12 protein-coding genes are annotated in these 12,772 nt (G+C 60.8%); 8 read left to right on the forward strand and 4 right to left on the reverse strand.

From position 1 onward, the window contains the following. The first annotated feature begins 10 nt into the window (after window positions 1-10). Both LJ738_RS06690 and LJ738_RS06695 read left to right on the forward strand, forming a co-directional pair. A complete protein-coding gene (locus LJ738_RS06690) occupies window positions 11-1,813 on the forward strand; it encodes a PIN-like domain-containing protein (RefSeq protein WP_227785535.1) in 1,803 nt (600 codons plus the stop codon). A gap of 159 nt (window positions 1,814-1,972) precedes the next feature. Further along, a complete protein-coding gene (locus LJ738_RS06695) occupies window positions 1,973-2,287 on the forward strand; it encodes a helix-turn-helix domain-containing protein (protein ID WP_227785536.1) in 315 nt (104 codons plus the stop codon). Window positions 2,288-2,317: 30 nt separating this feature from the next. On the opposite strand, the gene LJ738_RS06700 is transcribed toward LJ738_RS06695, so the two are convergent. Beyond that, window positions 2,318-3,211, reverse strand: coding sequence for a S24 family peptidase (locus LJ738_RS06700; protein ID WP_227785537.1), 894 nt, complete (start codon window positions 3,209-3,211; stop codon window positions 2,318-2,320). Between the two features lie 99 nt (window positions 3,212-3,310). On the opposite strand from LJ738_RS06700, the gene LJ738_RS06705 reads away from it, so the two are divergent. From LJ738_RS06705 to LJ738_RS06730, 6 genes are all read left to right on the forward strand, one after another. Beyond that, window positions 3,311-3,598, forward strand: coding sequence for a hypothetical protein (locus LJ738_RS06705; protein WP_227785538.1), 288 nt, complete (start codon window positions 3,311-3,313; stop codon window positions 3,596-3,598). Between the two features lie 94 nt (window positions 3,599-3,692). Continuing rightward, the gene (locus tag LJ738_RS06710) at window positions 3,693-4,634 is read left to right on the forward strand and encodes a hypothetical protein (RefSeq protein WP_227785539.1); all 942 of its coding nucleotides are present in this window, start codon (window positions 3,693-3,695) and stop codon (window positions 4,632-4,634) included. Window positions 4,635-4,671: 37 nt separating this feature from the next. Next, a complete protein-coding gene (locus tag LJ738_RS06715) occupies window positions 4,672-5,370 on the forward strand; it encodes a hypothetical protein (RefSeq protein WP_227785540.1) in 699 nt (232 codons plus the stop codon). 7 nt (window positions 5,371-5,377) lie between these two features. Beyond that, window positions 5,378-5,767 carry a VRR-NUC domain-containing protein gene (locus LJ738_RS06720; RefSeq protein ID WP_227785541.1) on the forward strand — a complete coding sequence of 130 codons (390 nt, stop codon included), beginning with the start codon at window positions 5,378-5,380 and terminating at the stop codon, window positions 5,765-5,767. Between the two features lie 48 nt (window positions 5,768-5,815). After that, window positions 5,816-6,127, forward strand: a complete 312-nt coding sequence (locus LJ738_RS06725) for a hypothetical protein (protein WP_227785542.1) — start codon at window positions 5,816-5,818, stop codon at window positions 6,125-6,127. A 95-nt stretch (window positions 6,128-6,222) separates the two neighbouring features. Further along, entirely contained in the window at window positions 6,223-8,400 is a 2,178-nt protein-coding gene (locus LJ738_RS06730; RefSeq protein ID WP_227785543.1) for a TonB-dependent receptor, read from the forward strand. Between the two features lie 100 nt (window positions 8,401-8,500). Here LJ738_RS06730 and LJ738_RS06735 read toward each other — a convergent pair whose 3' ends face one another. The 3 genes from LJ738_RS06735 to LJ738_RS06740 all read right to left on the reverse strand — a co-directional run bounded on the left by LJ738_RS06735 (window position 8,501) and on the right by LJ738_RS06740 (window position 12,764). Further along, complete coding sequence (locus LJ738_RS06735) at window positions 8,501-11,848, reverse strand: class I SAM-dependent DNA methyltransferase (protein WP_227785544.1); 3,348 nt, start codon at window positions 11,846-11,848, stop codon at window positions 8,501-8,503. A 356-nt stretch (window positions 11,849-12,204) separates the two neighbouring features. Continuing rightward, the gene (locus LJ738_RS21590) at window positions 12,205-12,303 is read right to left on the reverse strand and encodes a hypothetical protein (protein ID WP_368045541.1); all 99 of its coding nucleotides are present in this window, start codon (window positions 12,301-12,303) and stop codon (window positions 12,205-12,207) included. Then, entirely contained in the window at window positions 12,261-12,764 is a 504-nt protein-coding gene (locus tag LJ738_RS06740; RefSeq protein ID WP_227785545.1) for an RNA polymerase sigma factor, read from the reverse strand. Before LJ738_RS06740 ends, LJ738_RS21590 begins: the two co-directional genes overlap by 43 nt. Window positions 12,765-12,772 lie beyond the last annotated feature (8 nt).

The raw sequence follows: 12,772 nt of genomic DNA on the forward strand, positions 1-12,772 counted from the left end.
CTACCCAATAATGAAATTCTCGACCGGAGTTGTAGACGTTCACGCCCACAACGCAGCCATTACCGGTTTGCTTGCCGACGATGAATGCATCATTTTCCTGGATACCAACATCATATTCCTATGCTTCGCGCTTAATGATGCGGCCCGCAATGAGTTCTTCTCATGGTTGAGGCCACTAGCCGAAAAGAACCGGATAAAGCTGCCCTCATGGTGCTTACACGAGTACACTTCAAAATTCAATAACAAGCAAATCACAGGTTCTCAAGAAGAGAACAAGCTTATCAGCACGATTACCAAGAACTTTGAAGAGTTACGAAAGCTGCTGAGCTTATCGGTAGATGAAGCCAAGGCGCAGAGGCAGGGCTTTGCGACAATAGGAGACTTTACAAGCGCCGTTGATTCCGTAAAGCTCAACATCAGCAAACTAAATAATATCTTAAAAATTGACGAGCGGCTCTTGCTTGAAGTGCACGGGGTTCTGACGGAGATTCTTGGGCCATGCGTTCTGGAATCCAACATTCAGCAACTGGCGGATGAATGCTCACAAGTCCAAGCTTCAAGATTCGGCAATAGAATTCCACCAGGCTACAAAGACGGCTACAAGCCTGAAAACGCAATTGGTGACTTGATTATCTGGAACGAAATACTTGCGTTTTCCAAAGCCACCTCGCTAAGCAAGATTCTGGTAATATCAAATGATGAGAAGAAGGATTGGGTTTACCAGCCTTACAAGAAGCTGGAATCATCAAAGCAAAAGCCTAACATAAACCCGTCAATCAATTTGGTGGACACTAGGCTTGTCGATGAGTTTGAGAAATACACTGCAATACATGACCCCGCTTTATATGTAGTGCCTTTTAACTACTTGTTCGAGCTAATAATCAAGGCAGCTGGAAACGACAGCTTTGATAACTTGAGATTGGCAATCCAGGTAGCACAGGTAAGCCATAACAGCGCAGTAGAGCAACAGAGTGAGATTGACACCGCTGCTGAGGGGGCAGTAGCAGTAGAGGTACTGGTAGATGCTCCCGTCGATGTACCTGCTCTAATCGAGCAACCGGCTGACGCAGTTGTTGAACAACACGGAGGCTTATCAAGCGAAGCAAAAGCCGACGCGCACTATGTGTTTAAAAGCAAGGAAATAGAGGATATAGTATCCCTACTGAAAACCAGCAACTGGTATGCTCAGAACGACGCAGTTGCTGAGCTATACAGCACCTTGTCCACTACCGATGTAACCGAGGACCTGTTCGTTCTAGGCCGAAACATCTACCAAGCAGCCGAAGGAGGCTCTTTCGGAGCTTCAGATTACATCAGAAGTCTAGGTCAGAGGGTTAAATACTTAACAACTGACCAAATCACCACTTTGATTGAGGGAATAGTGTTCGAAGCCTACTTCAATTCCCAAGGAGCTTTTCGGCAATGCAAAGGCAAGCCCGATGCGTTGCCGCTTGTAGTAGAAATGCTGAGCAGCCACCGGTCAACACTACTACCTGTCGTCTCCAAGTTTATCAAGGACGAGCTTGGGGCCAATGAAAGCCAAGTGTTATACAAGTGGTTTAACAATGAGGTAACTGACTTCAACTTTTATGTTGTCCGGAATGAAAGTGAAGACGGAGATTATTTCAGCTTCTATAAAGTTCAACGCTTAGAGCTTAATGGTGTCGACATAACTGCAAGTTTCGTGTCCTGCAGGGAAGACGAAGACCCTTCCTTTTCTGTTCTTAACGACATTTCAAGGTTCTTCCACATTCCCCGCAGGTTAGTGCTTGTACACATTGAAGGAGAGGAAAATGACGTTCCACTGTTCTAGTAACCAAGCGCGAAAGCTCCGCTAATCGGGCACCTTTTCATGCGGGCCACCCGCCCTTTCATGCGGACTTCGTGCGCGTTTCATGCTGCCGATTGAACCCGCATGAAAGCCGAACTCCCTTTGTGTCGTCGCTGGCCAACACCCCCAGCGCCGTCCCAAATGGAGCCCTTCATCCTAAGCCCCGTCCCCTATGCCCAGTTGCTGGAGGACATGCGGGCCATCATCCGGCACGAAACCGCCCAGCAGCCCGCCTCTGCATCCCCGGCCGAGCCCAACGCCGGCTCTGACCTGCTCACCGTGCAGGAAGCCGCCGACATGCTCGACGTCTGTCCCCAAACCATTCACGAATGGAAGCGCCGCGGCGTGCTCACCTACCACAAGATGGGCCGCCGCACCTACCTCAAGCAGGCCGAGGTACTGGCCGCCCTGCAAAGCGAAAAGCGCACGGTCAAATCCGGCAAGAAAAGCCGGTGACCGTGCGCCTCGCTCTGTTCCTGCGCGCTGCTAGCCCCGCAGCTGCGCCGCGTTGCTCGTGCTTTCTTCCAGAAAGCGCCGCACCTCGTGGTAGTCGTGGCCCAGCAGCTCAATCACCTCCTGCAGGCGCTCCAGGGTTTGCACCGTCTTGTCCATCGGCCGGGCCGGAATGCTCGTCGAGAGGTAGCCCCGCACCATCCACAGCTGCTGAATGTCGGCCACCGGCAATCGGTACGGCTCATAGCCCGGGTTATCGGAGTGCAGCTCAAACGTCTCGTCGGCATCAGTAATCACCGCGCTGATACGCTTGAGCAGCAGGTTCTCCGATGTCACAATCACGTAGCACTCCCACGGCTTCAGCAGGTCCTTCCGGTCCACCACGCTGCACACCACAATGTCTTTGTGGCCAAACGTCGGGCTCATGCTCGTGCCCGATACCTCAAAGGCCCGGTACGTGCCCCACTCAAACCCCGGCAAGTGGTAAGGTTGCATGTCCTGCAAATACACCGCTTCGTTGCACAGCGACGGATAGCCGGCCTGCGCCGTCAGCGGCACCAGCAGCGTGTTTTCCTTGCCATCCCGGTCCACCGTCACGGTCAGCACCTTGAAGTTGCCCAGGTTCTTCCAGGTATCGGAGCTCGGCTTGCTTTCCGCCGCGGCTCGGCCGCTGGCCACCGGTGGCACCTTCTCTGCGCTGCGCACCATCGGCCCGCGGCCCATCACCAGCCAATCCGCTGACAGCTCAGGCCATACCTCCAGCATCTGCGTCAACGTGTCGAAACCAGGTTTGGCATCACCGCTCAGCAGTTTGTAAATCTTTCCACTTTTTTCATCGCCCATTTTCACCGCTGCCTGCCTGGCAGTCAACTGATAATGGTCAAGAACCTGCTGCAGGCGCTGGCTGACGTGTGTTGCGGTTTCCATTGTCTTAGTCTTTTAATACACCATAAGCGCAGCCGTTAGCGTATGTTTGTACACACTTCGCTGCCTTCTACCCCACAAATGTACTAAATTACAAACAAAATGGAACAGATTACTAATGACCGGCAAACAAAAGATACTAACGAGCAAACACCAACGCTCTTCCAGGTGTACAAAAGGCTCGGCGAACGCAACCGTGCCGCTAAGAAAGTAGTCGAGCGCCTGGCCGAAAAAGGCACCGTCGTGGCCCTCAGCACGGTCTACAACGTCATCTACGGCCGCTCCAGCCGCACCGACATCACCGAGCAGTTCCTCATTGTGGCCGCCGAGATGCTCGCCCACTCCAAAGACCTGCAGGCCCGCACCGCCGCCCTGGCCTCGGCCGAATAGCTCGTTTCCGCCCAAAGCTAACGCGCCCGCTCTCGTCAGGCTCCCCTCTCCCTTCGGAGAGGGGCCGGGGGTGAGGCCCAACGCCAGAACGACCATGAACTTCATCCGCCACATCCGCACGGCCTTCGAGCTGCTGGCGACCCATGCCGATGCCACGCCGTACCACGTAAGCCTGTACGTGGCCCTGTTCAGCCAGTGGAATGACGAGCGGTTCCCCGAATCGCTGATGCTCGTGCGGGGCGAAGTCATGCGGGCCGCCCACATCGGCAGCCCCAGCACCTACCTCAAGTGCCTCCGCGAGCTCACTGCCTACGGCCTCATCACCTATCAGCCCTCCAAGTCCGAACACCGCCCCAGCCGCTGCCTCATGCACGAGCTACAGCCCGACCAGCTTGCACCAGAAGTGGCCCAAGCACTGAACTCAAATGAGTTCACAGCTCGCACCAAAAGTGTAGCAAGCACTAGCACCAGAAGTGGTGCAAGCACTGGTGCAAGCCGTGGTCAAGCCGTAGTCTCGTTTGATAAACAGGTTGAAACAGTAGTAAACAAGAATAAACCCGTTCTATCAATCAAACTAGATGAGGCGGTAGCTGAAAAAAAAATAGGGGAGGAGTTGACTTCCGCCGAGCAGCTTTTAGAGCCAGACGATTCCGAGCTGACGGCCCCAGAGTCACCCCCCAAAGCAAAAGTTGCGCGAAAAGGAAAGGCCCCCACCACCCGCCGGCCCCCGCACCCGGAAATCCCTTTCGCTGAATCCAACCTCGCCGACCTCTCGGCCTTCATCGCCGCCTTCGCCGGCACCGACTACGCGCTGGCCGACCTGCGCTTCTACCACGAGAAAATCCTGAACTGGCGACAAAAGGGCGAAGTGCCCCGCCGGCGCGATTGGCTCGCCACCTCCAAGCAATTCTTCCTCAACGATGCCGCCGCTAACCGCCTTAAGCTCGCCCCCGGCGTCCAGTCCCACCAGCCTGGCGCCACCTACGCCGACACCGGAATCCCAACTACTGGCTACCGTTCTACCCGTTGGGATTAGTGCCCTGGCCCGCAGCAGCACCCCCGAGCTGCGCGAGATGCTCGCCGATATCAGCATCGGCCTCACCAAAGCCCAGGCCTTCAGCGCCCCCAAAATCTTCCAGCTCAATCGGAGCCTGGGCGAGCGCGAGGTCGTCAAACTGCTGGTGGTCGTGCTCCGCGCCTTCGTCGACTCGCTCCGCGTCAAGGAGAAGCCCGACGCTGCCGACCTCATCGCCCTGGCCGACGACCTGGCCCGCACCTACACCCACGACAGCCTCAAAGACATCATCCTGGCCCTGAAAGAAGCCCGCACCAACGGCACCAACTTCTTCCAAGCCCTCGACGTGAGCACCCTCTACCGCCTCATCGCCGAGTACTTCGACCGCAAAGCCCAATACCTCGAACACCGCCACCTCGACCAAAAAGCCACCGGCGCCAGCCTGCAGGCGCAGGACGTAAGGCTGCTCGGAGATTCCGCCCCCCGCCTGCTCGAGCACGTGGCTCAGCAAATCCCCGCCGACCACCCCAACGCCGACGCCCTCCGCTACAAGCTCACCATCACCAAGGCCCGCGAAACCCGCGGCCTCATCACCCCCGAGCAAGCCGCCGAGCAGCGCGCCGAAACGCGCCAGGCTACCCTGCGCAAGACCCGCCCTGACTGGCAGCCCACCCCCGAAGCCCAAGCACAAATAGCCCACCGCCACCTCCAGGAGGAACAAACCCTACTTCACCGCTACCGCACTCCTAACCCCTAGCCCCACCATGCCCCTCGCTAAAAAGCACGACCAGCTGCCCCTCGACCTCGGCCAGCTCTACGCCCCCGACATCACCGGCGCCATCCTGGCCTTTCTCACCCACTACGGCTACACCGTCTGGCGCCAAAACACCACCGGCATCTACGACGCCGCCAAGGCCCGCTGGCGCGTCAACCCCCAGGGCAGGAGAGGGGTACCCGACATCATCGGCTTCCGCAACCGCGACGGCGTCTTCATCGGCGTCGAAGTCAAAGCCGGCCGCGACCAGCTCCGCGACGACCAGCGCACCTTCCTCACCGAGCTCAAGCAGGCCGGCGGCCTGGCCTTTGTCGCCCACGACTTTGCCCAGTTTCAGCTTTCCTTCGAAAGCCGTGGCCTGCATCATTCCCGAAATTGATGTGCTAAGCAGGCCCGCCTTGTACTTTTGTGCCGCCATTTCGCTGCCATGTCCGCCCATCGCCTGCTTCGTCTGCTCTTCCTGTTGCTTGGTAGTTTCTACCTCAACACAGTTTGCCAGACCGACGCCGAAGATGCCCGCGCCTACCACGCCCGCGGCATTGCCGAGTACGTCGCCGCCCCCGTTGAAGTCACGGTAACGGCCCCGGTAGCCCGGCGCACCAGCCCCCGGCTCCGGCCGGTAGTTGCCCGCCGGGGCGCCCAGTATCAGCAGCGGCTAGCGGCCCGGCCCTGGCCTGGTCCCGCCCCAACCCCTCCCCGCGCCAGGCGCTGGCTGTGGTGCTCGGTGCTGCAGGTCTGAGCACAACACCTTGCCTTCCTCCCGGCAACGGGTTGCCCCGTAACCGGCCCCGCAGTTGTTGTTTGTTTTCCGGACGCTGGCCGTCCCTCTCTTTCATGAAATTTCAGTTTCTCCTGGCGCTGCTGCTGAGCAGCGCCAGCGCAGCCGTGGCTCAAAGCCCGCTGCGCGTACTCGTGCGCGACGAGCGCACGCACACCCCCTTGCCCGGCGTCACCGTCGCCGTTCCTTCCCTCCATACCGGCGCGGCCACCGACGCTGCCGGCCAGGTCACCCTGCCCAATCTACCCGCCGGCGTGGTCACCGTCCAGTTTTCCAGTCTCGGCTACGACTCGGCCACCCGCACCTTTACCCTGCCCCAACCCACCGACGCGCCCGCCCTCGTTGAGCTCGAACCCAACAGCCTCGAGCTGCAGGGCGTGGTGGTGGAAGCCACCCGCACCAACTCCCGCATCGAGGACGTGCCCGTGCGCATCGACGTCATCGACGAGGAGGAGGTCCACGAAGAAGCCAGCATGCGCCCGGCCAACATCGCCATGCTGCTCACCGAGGCCACCGGCGTACAGCCCCAGTTCACCTCCGCCAACGCCGGCAGCATGGCCTTCCGCATCCAGGGGCTCGACGGCCGCTACACCCAGATTCTTAAAGACGGCTTTCCGCTCTTTGGTGGCTTCTCCCAAGGGCTGAGCTTGGTCCAGATTCCGCCCCTGGACTTGCGCCAGGTTGAAATCATCAAGGGCGCCTCCTCGGCCCTCTACGGCGGCGATGCTATCGCCGGCCTCGTCAACCTGGTCAGCAAAACGCCCACCGAGAAGCCCGAGCTTAACGTGCTGCTCAACCAAACCAGCAAGGGCGGGCGCGACCTCACCGCCTTCTACACCGGCCGCTCATCCAGGCTCGGCCTCACGCTGCTCGCCACCCACAACACGCAGGAGGCCCGCGACGTGAGTGGCGACAGTTTTTCCGACCTGCCCCAGGTGCAGGCCACCACCGTCACCCCGCGCCTCTACTACTACGCCACCGACTCCACCACGCTCTCGGCCGGCCTCACCGGCACCGTCGAAACCCGGGCCGGCGGCTACCTGCCGGCCCTCGACAATCCCGCCACGCCCGGCTACACCGAGCGCAACCGCTCGGAGCGCTACAATACCCAGTTGCGGCTCGACTCCCACATGGGCCGCCGCCGCCTGCTCACCCTCAAAAACAGCGTCAGCTCTTTCACCCGCCGCCTCCAGGCGGGCGACACCTACTTCGCCGGCCACCAGCTTTCCACCTACACCGAAGCCTCGTTTCTGCTGCCCGCCGGCCGGCACCGGGCCGTGGCCGGTGCCAACCTGCTAACCGATGACTTCCGCGAAACCAGTGCCCCGGCCCCCGGCGCCCGCGACTACACCTACCAGACCGTGGGCCTGTTCCTACAGGACGATTGGAAGCTGCGCGACGACCTCACCTTGCAGGCAGGCCTGCGCGCCGACTCCCAGCGCCCTTACGGGCTGTTCGTGCTGCCCCGCGTTTCCGCGCTTTACAAGCCGGCCCCCTGGCTGAGCGTGCGCGCCGGCGGCGGCTTCGGCTACAAAGCTCCTACCGTGTTCAGTAGCAGCACCGAGCAGCGCGCATACGTCAACGTGCGCCCCCTCGACCCGGCCCGACTGCAGGCCGAAACCTCCCGCGGCCTCAACGCCGACTTCACCCTGCGCGGCCGCCTCGACGAGCTCAACGTCTCCTTCAACCAGGCATTTTTCCTCACCGAGCTTTCTCACTCCCTCATTGCCGACCCGGCGCAATTCGCCCAGGGCATCACCGATTTCGTCAACGCGCCCACCCCCGTCCGGGCCCGCGGCCTCGAAACCAACCTGCGGCTGAGCGTCGACGAGTTCCAGTTCCTGGCCGCCTACACCCTCACCGACACCCGCCAGACCTACGACCCCGCCCAGCCCGCCGAGCTGCCCTTTGTGTCGCGCCACCGCCTCGTGCTCACCACCACCTACGAAGAAGAGCAGAATTTCCGCGTGGCCCTCGAAGCCTTCTACAACGGCCCGCAGTACCTCGGCGAAGGCCCCCGCCAGGGCCGCGGCTTTTGGATATGCGGCGCCCTGGCCGAAAAGATATTCGCCCCCCATTTCTCCGTGGTACTCAACGTCGAAAACCTGCTCGATGTGCGCCAGACCCGTTTCGAGCACGTCGTCACCGGCCCCATCACCCAGCCCACCTTCCGCCCGCTCTACGCGCCGCTCGACGGCTTCGTGGGCAACGCCGCCCTGAAATTCACGCTCTAGCGTTTTCCGAAATCAACTAAAAAGCCCTGGCTGCGAATGCAACCGGGGCTTTTTTATCCCTGTTTAACTACCCGCTCAGCAGGGCGACCTATCAAATAGATTACATGGCATACGCATCCAGCTCCGGCACGTGCCGCAGCAGCGCCAGGCTCACCAGCGTATCCAGCAGCGGCTGCACCCTGGCGGCTTTGGTGGCCCGGAAGCGCGCCGCCGCCTGCTTGGCCGTCAGCGGCACCGCCGCGCCCTGCACCACGGCCCGCAACGCCTGCATCTGCTGCGCCAGCTCGGCCGGCCACGGTTGGGCCTCGGCCGTCGCCACGTCGCTCACTGCAGCCACCGTAGTTGCCAACGCCATGGTGCCCTGCTGCAGGCCTGGGGCCTGGTATTCGGGGCGCAGGTAGCGCACGGTGCCCGCCGCCTCTTCCGCCGCCCGTTGCTGGTTGAGCTGCACCAGCCGCGTCAGCACCTCGGCATCGGGCAGCGTCGCGGGCCAGCCGTAGGCCTCGGCCACGGCGGCATCAAGCTGCTGGTGCAGGCTGAGCACCACGGCCGCCAAACCCTGCTCGTGGGTGGTCTGCTCTTTGGCGGTGAGGGGCTGGCCGGCGCGCAGCTTTTCTACTACGTTATAGAGGTCGGTGAGCGCGAGGCCAGGGTGTTGGGCCTGCTGACGCTTGCGGTGGGTGTCGAGTGCTTCAGCCAGCTCGCGGATGTGAGCTTGTTGAGCGACTGTAGCGGCGGGAAACGGGAACTTAGAGAAACAGTCGCTGTGATTGTAAGTAGAATCATTACCAACTCCCAACCATCCACCTGTTGACGCTGCCCATAGTGTGTGGATTCCGCTTGAAAGAACACCGAGGAAATATGCATCATCATGGCCGATAGCAACCAGCTTCGCATCGGCCACATATTCTGCACCAACAAAAGAGAAAATTCTATGCCGAGCAGTACGCGGCGTAGCAATGTATCGCGTCAGCCCCAAGAGTGACTTGCGCATTTGAGAGCGCGCCTCGGCAAACACCCACCATTTTGTTCGATAAGTTGCTCGGTTGTTTAACTCTCTTTCCGGCTTAACCTTCTCAAAAACGTGCTGATATACTTCTGGATACTTACTAATTATTTCATTAGTCTCCAACCCGAATAAATCAATTACCCATGCCCCGCGAGGCCTTTGGGCTAAGTCACGGCCATTAATATAGGGTCGTAGATGATTCTCGAGACCAGCAATGCGGCCTAAGCCTAAAAGCTCAGCTTCCGGCTTTGTGATGATAAAGCCGCCGCCTACAAGTGTCATTCCTTGTGAGCTAAGCCGACTATTTGCCTCCATTAACTTAGCACTGTTCACATCAGACCCAATTGTGAGGTCAGAATTAATGGCTCCGGTCATTTCGCGAAGTACCACTTCGTGTGCATCGTCATCGGTTGTCGATTCCTCAACGACTGCAAACAAGGAACCAGCCAGTACACCTTTTTGCGCCACCGTGAAAGCCACACGCACAGCAGCTCCGTCCGCAGCATCAACCCATGGGTGGTCGGGTATGGTGAAGTTGAGTGACAGAGGGTTGGTTGTATCGCCCAAAAATTCCTGAACCACGCGCCGATTAAAGGTCTGTGTGATAGAATTGGTCGTAATGAAGCCAAACCGTTCCACTTCGCCACTGGCAGCAAGTTGAGCTGCCCTGTGCCACCAATACATCACCAAATCAGCCGACTCGGGCACTTTGCCTTTATATGTTTTGCGCAACGCATCCACGTACCCATCGCCCAAGGCCCGCCGCATGGCCTTGTCTCCCACAAACGGCGGGTTGCCCACAATAAAATCCGCCGCCGGCCACTCGGCCGGCCACGTCTGGCTGTAGTCCTCTTTGTGCCCCAGCACCGCGTCCTGCTGCTGGATGTTCTGGTAGTCATCGAGCAGCGGCTCGCGCAGCTCCGTTAGGCCGTGCGTGCGCAGGTGCCACTGCAGGTAACCAATGCGCAGCACCACGTCGGCAATGGCCGCCGCCCGCGGGTTCAGCTCCAGGCCCAGCAGCTGCCGCGGGCTCACCGTCGTGCCGTCGCCCAGCTCCAGCCGCCCCGAGCCGCCCAGCTTGGCCAGGCTGGTCAGCACTTCGCCCTCCAGGCGCTTGAGGTGCTCCAGCGTCACGTACAGGAAGTTGCCCGAGCCGCAGGCCGGGTCTAGCACCTTCACCGCCGTCAGCCGCCGCAGGAACTTCAGCAGTTCCTCGCGGGCATCGGTCACGGCCTTTTTGCCCTTGCCCTCGTCCAGGCGGGTGGCGCTGGCCGCCTGCGCGGCCGCCCACTCGCGCCGCAGCGGCTCAATCACCGTGGGTAGCACCAGCCGCTCCACGTAGCGCCGGGGCGTGTAGTGCGCCCCCAGGCTGTGCCGCTCGGTAGGGTCCAGCGCCCGCTCCAGCAAGGTGCCGAAGATAGCTGGCTCCACTTCCGTCCAGTTGGCCGCGGCGGCCCGCTGCAGCAGCGTTATCTGGTCGGCGTTCAGCGGCAGCGCCGTCGCCCCGTGAAACAGCTGCCCGTTAAAACGCCGCAGCCGCGTGCGCAGCTCCGGCGAAAACCCGCCCTTGTCCATCACCGCCCACAGGCTTTGCAGCGCCTCCGGCAAATACCCCCGCGATTCTTCCGTGCCCGCATACGCCGTCAGCAGCCCCGAAAACGACTCCTTCGGTATCAGCTCCACATCCTCGGCAAACATCGTGAACAGGCAGCGCATCAGGAACTGCGCCACCACGTCCGACGCATGCCCCGCCTTTTCCAGCTGGCTGCTCAGCCCCGCCAGGTGCCCCGCCAGTTGGCGCGTCACCTGCGCCGCCCGGCGCCCGGGGTCGAGGCTCTGCGGGTCGGTAAAGAGCTGCTGCAGCTGCGCCCGCAACTCGGGCTTGGCCAGCGCCGGCAGGTAAAAGCGGTAGGTGCCCGAGTCCGGAAACGGCACGTAGCTGTCGCCCACCCCGGCAAAGTTCGAGTACACGTCAAAGCAGTGCCCCACGTCCACTACCACCACAAACGGGGGCCGCGGCTCGCTGGCCGGCAGGGCCCGAACGTAGCGCAAGGCCTGTTCCTGCGCGGCGCGCATCATCTGCTCCCACTTGGCCGTGCCCCGCACCGCGTGGCCCTTGCGTCGCTTCTCAGCCGGCAGGCCCAGCTGCGCCTTCTCGGCCGCCGCCTGCTCATCGGGCGAGGTGGTGCCCTGCTTGGTTTCCAGCACAAAGCACCCCCGCTTATACAGGTCAATGCGGCCCGTGGTCTGCTTGCCGCCGCCGTCGTCAAACGTCACGGCCCGCTCCAGCACGTAGGCGTCCTGCGCGGGGTTGTCGGTGGTCGGGTCCGGGCGCGGCACGCCCAGTAAGTCGCAGAAGTCTTGCAGAAACAGGCCATAGTTGGCCCGCTCCGCGCCGCCGGATTTCAGCCAGCGGGTTTCAAAGTCAGTGTACAGCACGGTGCGCGTTAAATCCTTGCGGAGTAGCCCGGCCTCCTATAAAAGGCCAGGCAGTAGGTAGAGCCGCGAAGGTAGCTTTCGTTGCAACGGATTGGTAAACCGCTGCCACAATTTGCAGCAGTTTCAGAACGCGTCGTGCAAAGCGCAAAAAAGAACGTCATGCAGTGTGCAGCCGAACCGAAGGGCGCCGCAGGCAAGCATCTCGCGTGGGGTAGTAATTACAATCGTCTGTCATGCTGACCAAGGAAGCCCCTTCTCAGGCCAGAACGAGTCGTTCAGCGGCGATAAGTTGCTTCCTTGGTCAGCATGACAATCACAGTAGGAGAGACGCTTCTTGTAACTCCCCAAAGCCCTCCTCATATCTCCCGCGCCACCCGCGCCAGTGCAACCAGCGCCGCCCGGGCCCGCGTTTTCACCGTGGCCAGCGGAACGCCCAGCTGCTCGGCCGCTTCCACCTGCGTGCACCCCCCGAAGTAAACAGTTCCACCACCTCGCGCTGCTTGGGCTTCAGCTCCAGCGTCAATTCCCGCACCCCAATGTGTTCCGGGTGGAAGCTGGCCGGGGAGCGGGCCTGTTGCGCGGCACTCACCTCCAGCGACTTATTGCCCTGATGGAACCGCTGCCGCGGACTCCGCAGCACGTCAATGGCGTGGTTGCAGCACACCCGCACCATCCAGGTAAAGAAACGTCCGCGCTCGGGGTCGTAGCTGGCAATGCTCAGCCAGATTTTCAGCAGCCCCTCCTGCAGCACGTCCTGCGCCAGCACCTCATCGCGCACCAGTCGCTGAATCGCCAGCTGCAAGCTCCGCGCGTACCGTTCCTGTACCAGCCGCAGGGCCTGCTCGTCGCGGGCCAGCAGGCGCTGCACCAGCGCCGCTTCGTCGGCTGCCGTGGGCAGTACCGGAGTAGCATTCATGGGAGGGA

This window comes from Hymenobacter plasmatis (genome assembly GCF_020711255.1).
In the GTDB taxonomy this organism is placed as follows: Bacteria; Bacteroidota; Bacteroidia; order Cytophagales; family Hymenobacteraceae; genus Hymenobacter.